This window comes from Arthrobacter bambusae (assembly GCF_022606295.1).
Taxonomy (GTDB): Bacteria; Actinomycetota; Actinomycetes; order Actinomycetales; family Micrococcaceae; genus Arthrobacter; species Arthrobacter bambusae_A.
Genome location: NZ_JAHHZS010000006.1, coordinates 153,989 through 171,154 on the forward strand (window position 1 = coordinate 153,989; position 17,166 = coordinate 171,154).

Sequence of the window (17,166 nt, forward strand, 5' to 3'; positions counted from 1 at the left end):
GGGAGCCGCAAGAGCTTTCAACCGAGATATTCACGGAGGACCCCATGGCCCTGAACGCATCCACCACCCTGCCCTACGGCGTCGACCGCGTAGCCGCTACTTTCATTGACGAAGACTTCCTGCGCCACACGAGCGAGTACGTCGGCGGCACGTTGGAGTCATTCCAGATCGACGGCGACGTCGCCGGCGCCTTCACCACCACCACGGTCCGCACGCTGCCCACCACGCGCCTTCCGGAGATCGCCCGCAAGTTCGTGGGCGAGAAGCTCACCGTCACCCAGACCGAGAAGTGGGACGCCCCGACCGCCGACGGCTCCCGGAGCAGCAACATCTCCCTGAAGATCTCCGGCGCCCCGCTTGATGTCACCGCAGTCCAGCGCCTCGTGGCCGACGGCGGCAACACCCGCGTCGAGCTCGAAGGTGCCGTCACGTCGTCGGTCCCGTTCCTCGGCGGCAAGATCGCCGACGCAGCAGAACCGATGGTGGGCAAGGCCTTGAACATCCAGTCGCAGCAGGCCCAGGCCTGGCTCGAAAGCCACTAGCATGCAGCTGGGAGCCGGGCTGTCGATCGTACTGATCGTCGCAGGTGCGTGGTCCCTCATCGTGTGGCCACAGTTCCTGCGGCGTGTCATGGCAGACTCCCGTGCCCGCGACTCCAACGGGAAAGCCACGAAGTTCCTCACGGTGCACGTCGTGTTGGTCACCATCTCCATGGTGCTCGGACTCGCGACGGCGGTCATCGGGATCGCGGCGCTGCTCACGTAACGCCCCTTCCGGCCCCAACTAGCTCGCATTTGTTGTCGTTATGAGGGCTCATAACGACAACAAATGCGAGCTAGTTGGGGGCACGGCAGGGTGGGTGACCGTTCCGCTAAAATAGAACACAGGTGCGCCGGGAAGTCTGGTCGGCAATAGTTTTGTCGACCCCCGCACTTCCCAAGGAGCCACATGGCGAACCGTCCGCACCCCGCTGCCCCTTCCACGGTTTTCAGCCGATCCAGTCTCCCGGAATACCAACGGATCCTGGCCATTCTGCGCACTGAAACCGTTGGAGGGGCACTCCTGCTCGCCGCCACGGTGGCCGCGCTCGTCTGGGCAAACTCACCCCTCGCGAACGGCTACTTCGCGCTGCGCGACGTCAAGATCGGCTACGCCCCCTGGCATCTCGAATTGAGCCTGGGCCACTGGGCCTCCGACGGGCTCCTGGCCGTGTTCTTCTTCATTGCGGGGCTGGAGCTCAAGCGCGAATTCGTGGCCGGGGAACTGCGGAAGCCCGCAAAAGCCATCGTCCCGGTGGCGGCAGCAGTGGGCGGCGTGGTCCTTCCCGCACTCATCTACGTGGTCGTCAACCTCGGCTCGGGCCCGGAAACGCTCCGGGGCTGGGCCATTCCCACCGCCACGGACATCGCCTTCGCCCTGGCCGTCCTCGCGGTCATCAACACGCATTTGCCAGCTGCGTTGCGGACCTTCCTCCTGACACTCGCGGTGGTGGACGACTTGATTGCCATCGGCATCATCGCGTTCTTCTACTCGAGCGGCCTGGAGCCCTTCATGCTGCTGGCCGCCGCCGTGCCGCTGGCCCTCTTTACCGTTTTGGTCCAGAAACGCGTCCGGAGCTGGTACCTGCTGCTCCCCCTGGCCGCAGCCACCTGGGCCTTCGTCCATGCCTCGGGAATCCATGCCACCGTCGCGGGTGTCCTGCTCGGTTTCGCCGTGCCGGTCGTGGCCTCCGGCAAGAAGGGCGAGCCTGCGACCGGGCTCGCCGAAAGCTTCGAACACCGCTTGCGCCCCTTCTCCGCCGGCTTTGCGGTGCCTGTTTTCGCGTTTTTCTCCGCCGGCGTGGCCTTGGGCGGCGCCGGGGGCCTCGGAGCTGCCCTGCGCGATCCCGTGGCGATCGGCATCGTGCTGGCCCTTGTGGCGGGCAAAGCGGCAGGAGTCTTCGGCACCACATTCCTGATCACCAAGACCACCCGCGCGCGGCTCGATGACGGCCTCGGGTGGATCGACGTCGCGGGGCTGGCCATGCTGGCGGGCGTCGGGTTCACCGTCTCCCTTTTGATCGCCGAGCTGGGCTTCGGCACTGGCTCTCCGCACGATGACCACGCGAAAGTGGCCATCCTCGCCGGTTCCGTCGCCGCCGCGGTGCTTGCCGCCGTCGTGCTCAAAGCCCGGAATCGGCACTACCGCCGGGTCACGTGGGAGGAACAAGCGGACGACGGCGGATGGGTTGGCTTTTAGCGGTTGCCGCGCAGGAACCGGACGATCCTGCCGGTCAACCGGCCCGGCCGCCTCGCGAGATCAGTGAAACTCGTCCTGTTCAGGACGGTTTGTTCCAAGGAGGCCACCCTTCGTCCGAGCTCGTCCACGCTTGAATTTATCCGCTCGGCCAATTCGCGCAACGCATGGATCGAGCCTTCTTGCTGGCCGTGCATTTGGGCCAAATAAAGCAACGTTCCGTATCCGGTCTTGCCTGCCTCTTCGCGAAGGTAGACGTCACGGACGTAGCGGTCGAACTTCTGGTGGTCATCGGCACCGGCTATGACGCTGTTTCCCATGTCGCCGCGCTCTGATGGTCGATGGCACCAAAATGCGAGAGGCTCGCCGTCCAGCAATTCGATGGGGGAATCCGAAAGGAAACGGAGGTTGAACTCCCAATCTCCCACGGCGTCCAACGCTTCGTTGTAGACCCCGATCCTCTCGAGGATGGAACGGCGGTACAGGAAGGAAATCGGCACCACCCGGTTGGTTCGAAGCATATCTGACAGGGTGATTGCCCGAAGCTCACGCTCAAACCCTTGGGAGCCGGTCTGCTCGATGACTCCCCCGCGGATCTCCTCATAGACGATATCCGTCCGGACAGCCACGCCCTGGGCCTGCGGCGTCCCGTCGAGGAACCCCACGGTCTTCTTCAAGAAGTCCCTGTGCCAACGATCGTCGTCGTCGTGAATGGAGATGAACTCCGAGGCGCTGGCTTGGATTCCCGCGTTGGACGCGGCCTCCATGCCTTTGCTGGCCCCGTGGTGGAGGATCGTCAGCTTGCCGGCGGGAAGGTGGTCCCAGGTCCTGGCGAGCGCATCCACGGGAACCGGATCCCCGCCGTCGTTCACGACGACCACCGCAACATCCTCAAAGGACTGGTCAAAGATGTCCTCGAGCGCCCGGCGCAGGAGGACCGGCCGGTTCTTCGTGCGGACGACGACGGCGACGCGGGCCTGGGCGTTCATCGACGGCCTCCCGAAACACGGCGCAGCAGGCCGGCGCCCCGGCGCAACAGGGAAGCGGTCCTGAACGATCGTGATCGCACTATTCGTTCCTTTTCTTCCATCGCTTCATTCCGTTCATGCAACAGCAGGTCCCGTTGCGAGCGGACATCGTCCCACTCCGTCCAAAGGCTGGCGATTCCCCCGCTCAAGGCACGGAACTGGCCGCGTTGCCCCCTGGCCTGCGTGGCCCATTCCGAGTCCGATCCAAGCGTCACGACGTCCCCCAGCCCCTTAGCTGCCTCGGCATCCGTTGCCGAGAAAATGCTTGCGACGGCGTCCCACCAGTTCTCGTGGACGGCACGTATCCCGGGACGCAACGATTCGAGGTGCTCACGGATCTCCGCGCGCCTCGCCCAGGCCTCGGCGATGGCGTGGTCGAAACCACCGATGTCGAGGCTGTTCAGCGGCAAGGCCCAGTCCTGCACACCCCAATTGCCCATGGCTCCGTGCAGTCTTACGTCCGAGTAGGCGTCATTCGCGAGCGCAACCACGGGCACGCCTGCCGCGAGGCCGAAGACCACAGGGTGGTAGCGGTTTGTCAGCACCAGATCCGCTGCCACGGTCAAGGCCGCGGCGGCGGGGGCAGGAAGGACGGGGCATACGTGAATCCGGCCGCTGCGGGAGTGCGCCACAACCGTCTCATGGGACTCGTGGTCACCACCCTGGCCATCGTGGCCCAGAGGACCCACATGTGGGATGAGATACACCGGAAGCCCGGTCAGCTCCACGGCACGGTCCAGCGCTTCTCCCAATTTCGCGAGGCTGCGGGTTCCGTCCCGCCAGGATTCAGGACCGAAGGTCGCCGCGATGAAGGGGCCGCTCGGAAGCCCGGATTCCTCCCCGGCTGGATCGTGCAACCTTGCCGATCCGGCCGGCATCCCTGGCGTTCCGGGCGGGACCAGGAAGCTCGCGTCGTCCAGGACCCTGGTCAGTTTCCCGGAATCCAAGCCCATCTGGAAGCCCAACGCATAGGAGGATGGCTCCCGCGCGCCCACCAATGCCGCGTAATCCAGGAGTTCGTGAAGAACATGCTGGTCCTGGGGCAACAGCGTGGGACCAAAGGTCTGGCCGCTCACCACCAAGGGCTTGCCCAGTTCCTTTGCGATGAGGCCAAGTGCCACGCGTTCGTACAGCAACCATCCGTAGAGGGAATTCATGTTGCCGCCGCCCGCGATCAGCACGCCGTCGGCCGACTTCACTTCGTCGATGACCTGCCACACGGAATCTTCCGGGGGCAAGGCAGTCCGGTCTCCGCGAGCGGCCCGGCGGACGAGCTCCAAGTGCTTAGTGCGTTCGGCGGGCGGCCAAGGGAACACCAAGGTGCCTATCGCGTCTGTGCCGTAAAGTTCCCTGGTCTGTCCCGGGTCACGGGTGAGGAGGACGATTCCGGCGTGCAACCGGGCTCGAAGCTCATCGGCCGCGGCGATTGCCATCGCCTCGTCACCTACGTGGTAGGCCACCTGGCCCAGGTCGCCTTGCACAAGAATCTTCAACACTCGGTCCTTCCCTCACGGCACGCAGCGGCTGCATTGGCTTGAGGCCTATGCACTTCCGGATGCGCTGAAACAGCCTATCGTTCTTCTCCCGGGATCTCCGAACCGCGGTGATTCCCCGGGTTTTGAGTGCTGTTACCCAGGAAATGCCCTGATGGGAATGATACGAGTAGCCGAAATTTCGATTGGAGTAATGAGCCGTTCAAGTAGGGTGGTTGGCACGCTGTTTGGGCGGAATCGGCAGGAATACCTTGCTGATATGGACGCGAATAGTATGGAACGAGTGTGGCATGGGGCCCACAGGAAAGCCCACGAGAAGAACTGGTCATTGATCTTTGTGTGGGCAATTCTCGGTATCATGTCAATTTCGGTGCTCATCGCAGCGGTACCCAAATGATGCGATGACTAGGCCAACGGTACAAAAAAGCTCGGACCGGTATTTGCGGGTCCGAGCTTTTCTTTTCTTTGTTCGTCCGATTTCCAACGTCGTATTGCCAGCGGTGAACGACGCAGCATGGCTGCGTTCGAGCTTCCGTTCTTTACTGCACCAGCCCCGCGACGGCGGCAAGGATGGTGGTCGCGACGAGGACGAGCAACATTCCCACGACCACGAACTCCGCCCGGCGGACCCGATGCTGGCTCCGGCGCCATTCGCGCCTGCTCTCCAAGGTAATCATGCTTCGAGGCTAGGTCCGGCCAAGTGCGCGACATAGAGTGGACGCTACTCGACCTTCGGCTCCGCGCATTAGAGAGGCCGGGATACCCCTTGGCTCGCCTCGGCCTGGCGCAGTGCGTCCTCCGCGGCAACCCATGCGAGCATGGCGCACTTGACGCGGGCAGGATATTTGGCCACCCCGGCCAGGGCAGCAGCATCCTGGAGCAATTCCTCATCAGCTTCCAGCTTGCCGCGCGAACGCATCAATTCCCTGAAGTGATCGATCGTGTGTCGAAGGGACACCGGGGACATGCCCGGTGCCATTTCACTGAGTATGGACGCGGACGCCATCGAAATGGCACAACCGTCGCCGTCCCAGTGGATTTCGGTAACGGTTTGTCCATCCCCGTCGGCGCCGAGGCTGAGCCGGAGGGTGATTTCGTCCCCGCACACGGGATTGAGCTGGTGGCTCTGTCCCGTCCCAGCCTGTCCCGCGTCCCCGCGTCCCGCGTCCGCTGCGGCCGGAAGCTTGGCAAGGTCTCCCCCGCTGCGGGCCTTGGAGTGCTCCAGGATCAGCTGCTGGTACAGGGAGTCCAGGCCGCTCATGATGCGGCTCCGGCCGCGGTTACCCCAAAGTAGGGCCTGACCTGGGCAACGGCCTCAACGAGCATGTCGACTTCTTCGGAGGTGGTGTACAGGTAGGTACTGGCCCTCGTGGTAGCGCTCAGGCCAAGCCTGCGGTGCAGGGGCTGGGCGCAATGGTGGCCCACCCGGACAGCGATGCCCAGGTTGTCGAGGTACTGCCCGACGTCGTGGGCATGCACTCCGGCGACGTCGAAGGCGGCAAGTCCGGTCCGTTCTTCCCCCGGCCCGGGTCCGAGCACCCGCACGCCGTCGATGGCGCTGAGGCCCGTGACAAGCTTTTGGCCGAGCTCCGCCTCGCGAAGGGCAATCCGGTGCATTCCCGTTTCACTGAGGTAGTTTGCGGCGGCGGCGAGGGCCACGGCCTGCGAAATAGGCTGGGTTCCGGCCTCGAAGCGCTGCGGGGCCGGCAGGTACCGGGCTTCTTCCATGGTCACCGTGGTGATCATGGAACCGCCGGTCAGGAACGGCGGCATGGCATTGAGCAATTCGCTGCGCCCGTAGACCGCGCCGATCCCCGTGGGCCCCAGCATTTTGTGGCCGGAGAAGACGGCGAAGTCCACGTCCAGGGCCTTGAAGTCCAAGGGCAGGTGCGGCGCGGACTGGCAGGCGTCGAGGACCACCAAGGCGCCTACCTCGCGTGCCATGCGGACCAGCACGTCCACGGGGTTGATGTTGCCGAGCACGTTCGAAGTGTGGGTGAAGGCCAGGATCCTGGTGCGCGCGGTGATGAGGCGTGCCGCTTCCTCAAGGCGCAGCGCACCGGCGTCGTCAATGGGGATGTACTTGAGTGTCGCCCCGGTCCGCCGGCACAGCTCCTGCCAGGGGATCAGGTTGGCGTGGTGTTCCATTTCGGTGACAAGCACTTCGTCACCCGGCTTCAGGGCGAAACGCCCGGTGCCGCCTGCGGCCCTGTCCACGCTGGCGTTCGACAACGAATAGGCCAGGAGGTTCAGGCCAGCGGTGGCGTTGGCGGTCCAGATCAGCTCATCGTCCTGCACGCCCACGAAACGAGCCACGGTGGCACGCGCATCCTCGAAGGCGTCCGTCGCCTCCACTGCAAGGTGGTGCGCGCCGCGATGGACGGCGGAGTTCCGCTGCTCATAGAATTCCTGCTCGGCCTCAAGCACGCTCCGGGGGTTCTGCGAGGTGGCTCCGGAATCGAGGTAGACCAGCGGTTTGCCATTGATTTCCTGCTCAAGGACGGGGAAGTCGTTGCGGATGCGACGGACTTCATCGTCATCGAGTGCGGAAACCTGGGCATCTCCCCACGCGGGGGTGGAAACCATTGTCAAAACCGGTGCTCCTTGTCAGGACTACGTTTTGTTGGGACTACGTGGCAGTCACGAGCGGCTGACCGCCAGGAGTGGCGGCGTCACCTTGTAATTGTCCCACCAATCGGCTTCGCTGCCTTCATCCCGGGAGCAACGGCCCTACTCCTCCGGCTTCGCCAACTCGTCCCACAGTTCGGAAAGCTTCTGCCTGCGCGAAACTCCGAGCTTGCCGTAAACCCGCTGCAGATGGGCGTTGACCGTGTTCACGGCGATCCCCAATCGGGCAGCGACTTCCGCACTGCTCAGCCCGGAGGCCACCAACGCAGTCACTTCGCGTTCACGCTGGGAAAGCTTCACGACGCCGGGAAGAACCGAGGATCCGGCCTCCGGGCCCGCCTGGTGGGGCTCGTCAAAAACGAAAGCCTCCTCATGGTCGGTCGCTTGCTGGGCTTCTCCCATGCTTACCTGTCCTGTTCCCATTTCCTGTCCCGCTTCCTGTCCGGACGGCATGCCGGACTCCACACTCCACACCAGCTCGGACACTCCCGCCCCCAGCTGCCGGTATCCCCGGCTGCCGGTGCGGGCGGCCAGGCCGAGATTCAACATTTCAAGCGCCCGGTGTCCCTTCTTGGCCGCGGAACCGGCAAGTTGGAGCAGCTTCCGGTGCGAGTGTTCCGTACCAACCAGCACTGACCGTGCGGCGGACGAATAGCTTTCGGCGAGCTGCGAAGCAAGATAGTTGCCGCCACTGGCCCGCGAATCGTAGGCCGCCAGGGCGCGACGCACCTGGTTGACATCGCCCAGCAACCACGCAGCCGCGGCAAGTCCTCCGAGGGCCGGTGGCAGGAGTCCGTCAGGGTCGGCTTCATCCAGGCGTGCCTTGGCCTGGCGGAACTGTTCGCACGCCAGCTCCAGGCTCCCCTGCCGGGCAAGGACGAGTGCCCTGTAGAGATGCGCAGACCCGCCGAAGTAGCTCATCCGGTTGCTGTAGCTGGAACTGCCGGCGCAGAACATTTCGGGGCCGCCCCATTGCCCGCGCCAGATCAGATTGGACCCGTGGATGGTCAGCACGGTCGAGTGGAAGTCCACGGGGCACCGCGGCAACCGCCCGAGGGACTCGAGGGCCAGCGTCGAGAGCGCGACGGCGTCCGCGAACCGTCCGCTGACGGCCATCCCTTGCGAGACGAGCGCCATCAACAGCACGCCGGCCTGGGTCGGCGGCGGTGGATGGCCCTCCGTACGCAATCCAGGGTCGACCAACTGGCTGTGGCAAAGCCTTTGGAACAGCTCGCCATTGCCTGAAGGCCAGCTGCCGTTCTGGGCGTCCAGATACAGCTGGAGGACGTCCAGTTCGTCCCGGACGGCCGCATAGTCCGCATGGGCCGGCTCGCCCTTCTGGAGGCCGACGGCGGCAGCCTCCAGCCGCCGTCGGGCATCCTGGAGGACCGCCTGCAGCACGTTGGCCCCGGGCGACGTCGGCAAGAGCGCATGCAGGAGAAGCCACACCGCGTGGGCGAAATCCACAGTCAGGACGCCGGGGGTGTTTGCCACCAAGCCCTTGAGGATTGTCACGGCTCCGGGGAAATCCCTGGTCTGGTAGAGCGCCCTTGCCAGTTCCACACCTGCAAGCAGTGCGAGCTCGGGCGCCTTCACGGCCTCGGCGGCCCGCCGCGCCCTTCGGTTGTCGTGAATATCGTTTGCGGCGATGGCCACCGCCAGAAGATCGGCATCGGGGACCGGCATGCCACTTGCCTGTTCGAGATCCACGCGACGGAACAACGCCCAGATCGAGTCCTCGGCGGCGGGTGCGGACGCTGCGTAGATGCTCCGGTGAAGTTCGAGGATCCGCGCGGATCCCAGCTGTTGCCGGGCCAGTCTCCCCTCGATGGCGTGGCTGAGCGTCGCGGTCTCCTGGCTGTCTTTTTGGATACGGATCGTTCCGTCGGCACGCAGCGCGTCGATCGCGCGCTTTTGGACAAGTTGCTCAAGGACCGCCAGCGGTATCGGCTCTCCCACGGCGAGAAGGTCCACTACCTGCCTCTGTGGCACGGAATAGCCCTCAAGGCGGTGGCGGGTCAGTTCGAGCGCCTGCGAACCGTCCAGGCGTATCGGTCCGGACAACATCAAGGAATCGGCCTGCTCCACGATCTCGCCGCGAGCTGCGGCTTCGTCCAAAAGCAATTTCGCGGTCTGCAGGTTGCCGCCGGTGAGGGCATGGATGTCCCGGACGAGGCTGCGGGCGGCGTGGCCGCCGAGGCGATCATCGAGGAATTCGCGAAGTTGCTCCTCTGTGAGATCGTCCAGCGTCACAACGGCCAGCTGCCGCGAAACCACGGACTCCATGAGTTCCATCCTCAGGGGCCGGTCCGAGCGGTGGGTGGCAATCAGGCGGATGTCCGGTTCGACAAGCAGTTGGCTCAAGAGCCAAAGGGACATGTCATCCAGGAAATCGAGGTTGTCCAGCACCAGCAAGGCAGGGGATCCGGGGGTCGCAGCGCCACGCACGGCCTTCCGGCAGGCCGCCACGATGGAACCGGGCCACACTTTGGCCCTGGCCGGCAGGTCCGGAACAAGCGCCATGGCGATTCCGAAAGGAATATCCGCGAAAGACTCCGAGACGTTGTGGGCGATCACGCTGAAGGATCCGCCCAGCACTGAGGCCGCCGCGTCCAAGAGGGTGGTCATTCCTGAGCCGCCCGGTCCCGAGATGATCATCCCGGCCGGTTCCGGCCCTGACAAGCCAACGACAATCTCCTGGAGCTCGGCTGCCCGAATGATCGGGGGCGAGGTGTGGGTCCCTTCGGTATCGTCCATGGTCCTGTCTCATCTTCGGGCCGCCGGACACACGTTCCTGACGGCTGTGGCACGGACCGGTGTCATTTCCACACGTTACCTCCGGGTTTCAGTCCTGGATTGAGTGGTAACTACTTGGTTTTCCGGGGTTACTTGCATGAAATATTCCCGCTCCACGCGGCCCTCGACGACGGCTGCGAGGCCGCTAAACAGAGCCTCCGCGCGGCCTGCCACGGAGCCTCCCGGCGAGCGCCGGCGGAGCCTCCCGGCAGGGTGCCGAAGGAGCCTCCCGGCAGGGTGCCGAAGCATCGTTTCCAGCCCGTGTCTTCCCCCGGATGTGCATCCGCTGTTATCGCCCTGTGATCTGACTGTGTAAGCTGGTGCCGCAAGAGTAAGTTCCGGCTGGCTACTTCTGGGGAGTTGAAGCGCAGCCGATTCCCGTAACAACTCTGTCGTGACACACCATTTGGCCGTGTACGACGCTGCGGCATTTTCGCCTGCAGATCGCCTTATCCATGCCCAGGTCTCGTATGTCTATGTCCCCAACAGATATGTCACCCAAAATATGAAACACCTGATCACAGCACTTGTCGCCGTGGCGCTCCTTGCCTTCGGCGGGTTCGCCACCATCTCCGCTGTCCAGTCCTCGCACAAATCCGCCTACCAGGCCGGAGACCGCTCTTCGAGCACGAGCACGCGGGCAACCCCCGCACCTTCCGCCACCTCCACCCCCAAGGCCACGCCGGCGCCGACGCCGACGCCCAGCAATGTTCCGGCCTCGACGCCGTCGAGCAAGCCCGCCCCGGCGACGCCCGCGCCGGCCACCACAGCCGCGAGCGCGCCCGCCCCGACGGCGGCGCCGCTGCCCGTCACCGGGACCTACCCGCTGCACACCAACATCGTGAGCACCACCTTCTGGGTGGGCGAGATCTTCAATGCCAGCCTTTCGGACGGCTCCCAGGTGTGCTCCACCTACAACGGCCAGTGGGCTTTGCAGCACACCGGCGTCAACATGGGAACCACTCCTTCCAGCGCGAGCGGTTGCCCCGGCAGCACGTACGGCGGTTGTGACGGAGTCAGCTCCGGCACCGGCACGAACTTCACCTGCGCCACGGAACAACGCGTGGCCAGCAATGGATACTTCCCGCTGCACCAGCCCAAGCCTTTGCAGAACCCGTTCTACCTGGATCTGCCATACGACGACGTCAATGACAGCGTCGCGTTCGCCCAGCGTTGCAATGTGATTCCCTGGGCCGCCGCGGACAACGCCAAAACAGGCGTCAACCACTGCGCGGACTCGAGCTACAGCTACATGAAGAACGCTTGGGTCCAGATCACCGGCCCCAATGGCGGCGTGTGCTACGGACAAGTTGAAGATGCCGGTCCCTCCAGCGGCTCCCTGTACCACGATTCCGCCTACGTATTCGGCGCGAACAACGCCCGTCCGGCCAACAAGTCCTTCTCCGGCGACCCGAGCCAGGGTGCGGGCATGGATGTGTCTCCTGCCCTGAACGGTTGCCTGGGCTTCGCTGAGCTGAACGGCGACAATGACCACGTCTCGTGGCGCTTCGTTGACCGCGCCAGTGTCCCGGCTGGTCCGTGGCTCAATGTTGTCACCACGTCCGGAGTCACCAACTAGCGCAACACGCGTTCCCGGGGCCCTTAAGGTCGGCAAGACACTGCGGACTCCGGAAATGTCAGACGCCCATGCCGCACAGCCGCAAAGGCTGTGTGGCATGGGCGTCCGCGTGTCCGCTCACTGGGCGCGGCAGCGTCTTAGCCGGTCCGCACGACGGAAGGCCCCGGCGTCGCGATCTCCTGGGATTGGCGTTGGATTCTCCGGACCGGGCTGACCCAGACTCCCGATGAACTCGACGAGTACGCCCTGGGCAAGACCTGGAGGCAGATCACTGCGTCCAGGATCCGCATCAGCGGAAACAAGGGAGCCATCAACAAAAAGCGCGGGTTGCGCATCGAAACTGCGGCAAGGACCGTCAGGAAAAGATCAGGCAGGAAGACGCCGATCAGGACGTCCTGGGGCCGCAGGACACCCGACAGGAAGACAAAGACGTCCGATCGATTTCCAAAGATCCACACCTCGATGGCCGCGAGGGACGACAGCAGGAAAGCCGGCACCAGAAGCACGAAGAAGAGGCAGCTGGCCACGAGCTCAACAATGTACAGCCCGAGCACAAACCAGAATCTGCTGAATTGCAGGCCGTGCCGGCGGACGGTCTGCCAGAAGCCGAGGATCCATCGACGCACTTGCTTGATGTAGTCCTTCAGGTTGTCCGGATCCTGGGTGTACGCAACGGCGGCAGAGGGATGGAATGCAATCCGTCCCAGTTTTTTTGCATGGATCTCAAACGTCATGTTGAAGTCTTCGATCACCAGTCCGGGCGCCAGGACCTCGATTTTCGCGAGCGCACTGGTTCTGTACATGCTGGCGAATCCAGGCACGATGGAGACGACATTGGCTCCGCGGGCTGCCTGCCCGTATTTGAGCAGCAATTGGACCACGATGTACAAGCGCTCCCGGTAGGCCACCAGGAAGCGGCCGATCGCCGTCGGAGGCGCCGGGCTCATGATCGACTTGGCGCGTCCCGCGACGGCAACCACGGTGGGATCATCAAACAGCGGGAGCCCTGTTTCGAGGTAATCCGGCGTCGGGCGGGTGTCCGCGTCCAGGAGCATGACCACCTTGAACCGCTTGCAGAGATCGAAATGGGCGATGCCCGCTGCGAGCGCGCCAGCCTTGCCACGGTTCGGTTCAAGGTCCAGGACCTTCACCCCGGCGGCCCGGGCAATGGCCGCGGTGTCGTCAGTGGACATGTCCGAAACGACGTGGATGTTGCGTCGGGGAACCAGCGCGGAGGCGGCGAGGATTGTGTCCTTGATGACCAAGGCCTCGTTGTGGGCGGCCACGAGGACCGCGACATTCGACGGGGAGACACGCACTCCCTTCGAACGATGGCGGGCCCGTTGACGTCGAGGGATCGGCGCCTTGCGGCCGCGCAGCATGGCTATCCACCCGAGGATCCGGTAAGTCAAGCCCCGGGCACGCCACGACTCCTCACCCGCCAAACGGATCAGACCGGCAAGCGACCAAAAGATCGTGCTTACCCCCAGAACCAAAAAGATCGAAAGAACTATCACGGCGACGGAGCTCCAACTGTGTCGTACATTTCGTAGTCATCGGTAGCAAGCTGGCCATCGCTGAAGAGGTTCATTCCAAAGCTGATGGCCTCGGCTCCTGCCGGCACGGGCGGCGTTTCCCAGACCGCCTGCTCGTAACTGGTGTTGGCCGCGAACCACGGACTGGCTGTCCAATAGGTCCACGTGCCCAGCTTGTTGCGGTAATACACTTCAAATTGGGTCTTCGCGGTGGACTGGTACCAAGCCCTCAGCGAATAGCTGTGGCCAGTGCTCACGCTCGGAGCGCAGGCGCCGAGGTCGAGGACGGGAAGCAGTTTGGCGTCACCGGAGGAGTATTCGGTCACGTCCAGGCGTCGGGCCACCGCGCCGGTGTGTCCCGGGGTCAAAGTGCTCAGGACCACGGCGTTCCTGCCGTAGGACGACACCTGCCAGCATTGCGGCAAGCCATACTTTCCAGCGATCTCCAGCCCCGGATTCCGAATGGCGTTCTGTCCTGGTGCTGCCGGCGCGGCCACGGGACCGTTCACCACCGGTTTCGCCACGCCGCCGATCACGTCATGTATCGTGCGCACGGCCATGGTCCCTTGTTGGGTCTTGGCCGCCAGCCATGTGGCGAACTGCTCGAACAAAGCCGGGCTGATGGAGCGGGGACTGCCGCTGTTATCGATGTCGTAGAAGGTGAGCTGCAACCAGCCTCCGGCCTTTTCGGCCTGCGCCACGGTCGCCTCAAGGTCTGCCAGCGTCCAGTTGCTGCCGACCTCCGATGTTGCCCGTGTCCGGAAGGGGTCGGCGGGGCGGACGGTTTCTGCTGCCGCGCAACCCACGCAGTCAACGGGGGTGGTGATCTCGCCGAGGCCCCGCGCGCTGTTGTAGCCGCATGCGGCCACCAATTCCTCCGACTTCGGCGTCGACGCCGCAAACGGATAGGCAAAGGAAGTGACCTTGAAGCCCCAGTCGGTAAGGTTCGCCCGATCGTTGCAGATCTGCCTCGACGCTTCGTCCGGTTCCACCGACGTCACATCGGCAAGGGTGACGGTATGGCCGCCGATTTCATTCTGGTCCGCGGCCAGGGTGTGGAGATTGTCTACCGTCATGTAGTCGGGTGCGCCGACAAAGCCCGAATCGATGAAGAAGGTTCCCCGGAGGCCGTGCTCCTTCAGGATCTTGGCCGCATCCATCTGGCTTGCCCGGCCCGCATCGAACGTCAAGCTGACGGACGAGAGCGGGTCGGCAGAAGATGTGGGGCTGCTGTTCGCGGAGCCGCCGGCAGGAACTTTGTTTCCGTTGATCAGCGAGGTGGCGCCCGTCAGCAGGAGCAGTACCGACACCCAGGAGACAGCCCATAAGCCCGCCCGTTTCCTCGACGTGCGAACCGGGCCGGATGCCATGCCCTTCCCCCGGGCACTCATCGCCAACCCGCGCTGCCGGTTTTCCTGAAGGGGCCGGTGGCGACTGGGGGAAGCCTCGGTCTCAAAGGCTTATTCACCACCGGCCCCCGTTCAGGGGCCCTCTCTGCGAGGGCGCACTGCCGTCGGGCAGCTCCATCAATTGGCGCTGGGTCCATGGGAGGATCCGTGATGGTTCCCCCAAAAACAGGCTCGAACTCCAGGCAAACGCCTTCTCGGATTAATCCGCCGTGTCCTGATGCCGCTCGGACCAGAGCGTCCGTTTCCATTGTGAGACCTGTCTTTCCCCCGTTGCCCTCAACCAACTGACAGCATCAGCCTATGAATCAGGGCGACGGCGGACACGAGTAGCCTCTACCCGTCTTTACACTCAACCTTGACGTCCGGACAACGCCACTACTCGTCCGCTACGCGCCGAAACCCACGGGGATAAAAGCCGGGTGGGAGCAGGGGCGAATCCGATCTGTTCGTGGTCAAATGGTGCAATCAGGGCAGTCGGGGTTAAGGATGGCGGGAGAGCGTGTCCAGGAAACAGGCAAGCGGCACGCGTGTTGCGGCCGGGGCGCGCGCCCGGCGGGCGGTTCGTGGCTTGCCCACCCCGGCCAATGGACCCCGCCGCCGGCTGTCGGCTTTCGCCCGGGCCTGCATTGCCGCGGTCCTTGTGGTGGTGGGGATGGGAGGCATCCTCGTGTGGCGGTTTACGACCGACGCAAACGGCTCCCTCGAGCCCCCGTGGTTTTCCGGCTACGTCGACGTCACCGTGGTCCCCCAGTACCCCTTCGAGACACCCGCGGGCGAGGGCACCAAGAATGTCACCCTGGCGTTTGTGGTGGCATTGTCTGGACAGGCGTGCACACCGAGTTGGGGTAGCACCTACAGCCTCGATGCGGCGAAGACCTCGCTCAAGCTCGAGGACCGGATCGCCAAGCTGCGGTCGAATGGCGGCGCCTTCGCCGTGTCCTTTGGCGGCTCAGTGAACAGCGAGCTCGCCAACTCCTGCCAGAACGCAGCAGATTTGGAAAGGGCCTACCGGGCCGTCCTGGAGCGCTACAACCCCGCAACCATCGACTTCGACATCGAGGGCGACAACCTGGCGGACAGCGCAGCATGGCAGCGCCGCGCGTCAGCGATCGCGGCCCTCCAGAAGGAGCGGATCAAGGAAGGACACGCCCTGTCAATTTGGCTGACCCTTCCGGTCACCCCACAAGGACTGACCGACGCCGGAACCTCGGCCGTTGACCAGATGCTCGCCGCCGGGGTCCAGCTGTCCGGCGTCAACATCATGACCATGAACTACGGTTCAAGCCGGAGTCCGTCGCAAAGCATGCTCGATGCCGGAACGTCGGCGGCCCAGTCCACCCACGATCAGCTCAGCATCATCTATCAGCGCGCAGGGACGACCCTCAACAGCGAGCAGATCTGGGGAAAAATGGGATTGACCCCCATGATCGGCCGGAACGACCTCCCTGGCGAAGTGTTTGACCTCGACGCCGCCCGGGGATTGAACTCCTTCGCCATCAGCAAAGGGGTTCAAAGAGTGTCCATGTGGTCCCTCAACCGGGACATGTCGTGCCCGCAGGACATGCCGGAGGACACGGCCAGCCACGTTTGCAGCGGCGTCGATCAAGGCACCCAACGCTTCTCCGATGTGTTGGGGGCGGGATTCCGCGCCAAACTGCCGTGACCCCGCAGATCAACCGGTAGGCGGATCGACCACCCAGGCGGTAGGCCGGCAAGCCGGTCGACCAGGGATCATGCGGGGCCTGGACGTTCCGCCCTGCCCTGGTTCTTGGCCTCGGCCGGCCGGGCGAGGTGCCGGCCATTGCCGTGCTGGAACAGCTTCTTGAGCCACTGCATGGATACCTCCAGTTTTCGAGGGACTGCTTGTATCGGATTGCTTGGACGGCGCGGCCTACTTCACTTGGCTTACCGTGACGATGTTGAGCCATGGTCCCGCCGGAACCTGGTCCCGCGGCACGAACTGCCAGTCGACTTTGTCCGACTCGCCATCGAGCTCGGAGAAACCGAGGCACCCGTTAAGCGCAGGTGAGACATCCATGCCGGCTCCGTTGAAGTTCTTGTTGGCCGGACGCGCATCATTCGAACCAAAAACGTAGTCCTTGTCGTGATACTGGCCCGGACCGGCATCTTCGATCTGTCCATAGCATTCGCGGTTGCCCAGCCGGATCCTGACCCATTGGTTCTTCATGTAGCTGAAGGAACGGTTCTGGGCGTTGCCCGCGAAACCAGGGTCGTTGGCCCAGGGGATGACGCTGGCCCGTTCCGCAAAAGCGACGGGATCGTTGACGTCGTCAAAAGGAAGATCGAGGTAGAACGGGTTCTGTTTCGGAGTCATGCTGGTTGGCGCATATCCTTTGGCCGGCGTTCTCGCCTCGGTCTGGCAGCCGTTCGTCACCACGCCATCACAGCCTCCGTAGCTCTGCATCCATTGGGAGTCGTAGGTCGAAACCACTTGGCTGCCGT

The 17,166-nt window shown here is 64.0% G+C and carries 14 protein-coding genes; 5 read left to right on the forward strand and 9 right to left on the reverse strand.

Going from position 1 to position 17,166, the window contains the following annotated elements; translation table 11 throughout:
- Positions 1-44: 44 nt before the first annotated feature.
- The 3 genes from KNN17_RS06370 (at position 45) to nhaA (ending at position 2,238) form a co-directional block, all read left to right on the forward strand.
- Entirely contained in the window at positions 45-542 is a 498-nt protein-coding gene (locus KNN17_RS06370) for a DUF2505 domain-containing protein (RefSeq protein WP_241707960.1), read from the forward strand.
- 1 nt (position 543) lies between these two features.
- Positions 544-765, forward strand: coding sequence for an SCO4848 family membrane protein (locus KNN17_RS06375; protein ID WP_241707961.1), 222 nt, complete (start codon positions 544-546; stop codon positions 763-765).
- 183 nt (positions 766-948) lie between these two features.
- Positions 949-2,238 (forward strand): Na+/H+ antiporter NhaA, encoded by a 1,290-nt coding sequence (nhaA, locus tag KNN17_RS06380; protein WP_241707962.1) that lies wholly within the window; start codon positions 949-951, stop codon positions 2,236-2,238.
- Here the strand turns inward: nhaA and KNN17_RS06385 are convergent.
- The 6 genes from KNN17_RS06385 to KNN17_RS06410 form a co-directional block, all read right to left on the reverse strand.
- Positions 2,235-3,224 carry a glycosyltransferase family 2 protein gene (locus KNN17_RS06385; RefSeq protein WP_241707963.1) on the reverse strand — a complete coding sequence of 330 codons (990 nt, stop codon included), beginning with the start codon at positions 3,222-3,224 and terminating at the stop codon, positions 2,235-2,237. The genes nhaA and KNN17_RS06385 overlap by 4 nt on opposite strands.
- Positions 3,221-4,759 carry a polysaccharide pyruvyl transferase family protein gene (locus tag KNN17_RS06390; RefSeq protein WP_241707964.1) on the reverse strand — a complete coding sequence of 513 codons (1,539 nt, stop codon included), beginning with the start codon at positions 4,757-4,759 and terminating at the stop codon, positions 3,221-3,223. The genes KNN17_RS06385 and KNN17_RS06390 overlap by 4 nt, the downstream gene beginning before the upstream one ends.
- Before the next feature lie 536 nt (positions 4,760-5,295).
- Entirely contained in the window at positions 5,296-5,433 is a 138-nt protein-coding gene (locus tag KNN17_RS06395) for a hypothetical protein (protein ID WP_241707965.1), read from the reverse strand.
- Between the two features lie 68 nt (positions 5,434-5,501).
- A complete protein-coding gene (gene sufU, locus KNN17_RS06400; protein WP_241707966.1) occupies positions 5,502-6,017 on the reverse strand; it encodes a Fe-S cluster assembly sulfur transfer protein SufU in 516 nt (171 codons plus the stop codon).
- Entirely contained in the window at positions 6,014-7,348 is a 1,335-nt protein-coding gene (locus KNN17_RS06405; protein WP_241707967.1) for a SufS family cysteine desulfurase, read from the reverse strand. Before KNN17_RS06405 ends, sufU begins: the two co-directional genes overlap by 4 nt.
- Before the next feature lie 138 nt (positions 7,349-7,486).
- The gene (locus KNN17_RS06410) at positions 7,487-10,141 is read right to left on the reverse strand and encodes a LuxR C-terminal-related transcriptional regulator (RefSeq protein WP_241707968.1); all 2,655 of its coding nucleotides are present in this window, start codon (positions 10,139-10,141) and stop codon (positions 7,487-7,489) included.
- 433 nt (positions 10,142-10,574) lie between these two features.
- Between KNN17_RS06410 and KNN17_RS06415 the strand changes: the two genes are divergently transcribed.
- A complete protein-coding gene (locus KNN17_RS06415; protein WP_241707969.1) occupies positions 10,575-11,759 on the forward strand; it encodes a hypothetical protein in 1,185 nt (394 codons plus the stop codon).
- Positions 11,760-11,896: 137 nt separating this feature from the next.
- On the opposite strand, the gene KNN17_RS06420 is transcribed toward KNN17_RS06415, so the two are convergent.
- Positions 11,897-13,276 (reverse strand): glycosyltransferase family 2 protein, encoded by a 1,380-nt coding sequence (locus KNN17_RS06420; RefSeq protein WP_372489635.1) that lies wholly within the window; start codon positions 13,274-13,276, stop codon positions 11,897-11,899.
- The gene (locus KNN17_RS06425) at positions 13,273-14,664 is read right to left on the reverse strand and encodes a polysaccharide deacetylase family protein (RefSeq protein ID WP_241707971.1); all 1,392 of its coding nucleotides are present in this window, start codon (positions 14,662-14,664) and stop codon (positions 13,273-13,275) included. The genes KNN17_RS06420 and KNN17_RS06425 overlap by 4 nt, the downstream gene beginning before the upstream one ends.
- Positions 14,665-15,202: 538 nt before the next feature.
- Here KNN17_RS06425 and KNN17_RS06430 point away from each other — a divergent pair.
- Complete coding sequence (locus tag KNN17_RS06430) at positions 15,203-16,366, forward strand: chitinase (RefSeq protein WP_241707972.1); 1,164 nt, start codon at positions 15,203-15,205, stop codon at positions 16,364-16,366.
- A 228-nt stretch (positions 16,367-16,594) separates the two neighbouring features.
- On the opposite strand, the gene KNN17_RS06435 is transcribed toward KNN17_RS06430, so the two are convergent.
- Entirely contained in the window at positions 16,595-17,038 is a 444-nt protein-coding gene (locus tag KNN17_RS06435) for a hypothetical protein (protein ID WP_241707973.1), read from the reverse strand.
- Between the last annotated feature and the right edge of the window lie 128 nt (positions 17,039-17,166).

What these genes read in the sequence shown, in the direction of transcription:
- KNN17_RS06395 (WP_241707965.1), bottom strand. Translation starts at nt 5,433, where the DNA reads ATGATTACCTTGGAGAGCAGGCGCGAATGGCGCCGGAGCCAGCATCGG.
- KNN17_RS06435 (WP_241707973.1), bottom strand. Translation starts at nt 17,038, where the DNA reads ATGACTCCGAAACAGAACCCGTTCTACCTCGATCTTCCTTTTGACGAC.
- KNN17_RS06375 (WP_241707961.1), top strand. Translation starts at nt 544, where the DNA reads ATGCAGCTGGGAGCCGGGCTGTCGATCGTACTGATCGTCGCAGGTGCG.
- KNN17_RS06410 (WP_241707968.1), bottom strand. Translation starts at nt 10,141, where the DNA reads ATGGACGATACCGAAGGGACCCACACCTCGCCCCCGATCATTCGGGCA.
- sufU (WP_241707966.1), bottom strand. Translation starts at nt 6,017, where the DNA reads ATGAGCGGCCTGGACTCCCTGTACCAGCAGCTGATCCTGGAGCACTCC.
- KNN17_RS06425 (WP_241707971.1), bottom strand. Translation starts at nt 14,664, where the DNA reads ATGGCATCCGGCCCGGTTCGCACGTCGAGGAAACGGGCGGGCTTATGG.
- nhaA (WP_241707962.1), top strand. Translation starts at nt 949, where the DNA reads ATGGCGAACCGTCCGCACCCCGCTGCCCCTTCCACGGTTTTCAGCCGA.
- KNN17_RS06385 (WP_241707963.1), bottom strand. Translation starts at nt 3,224, where the DNA reads ATGAACGCCCAGGCCCGCGTCGCCGTCGTCGTCCGCACGAAGAACCGG.
- KNN17_RS06370 (WP_241707960.1), top strand. Translation starts at nt 45, where the DNA reads ATGGCCCTGAACGCATCCACCACCCTGCCCTACGGCGTCGACCGCGTA.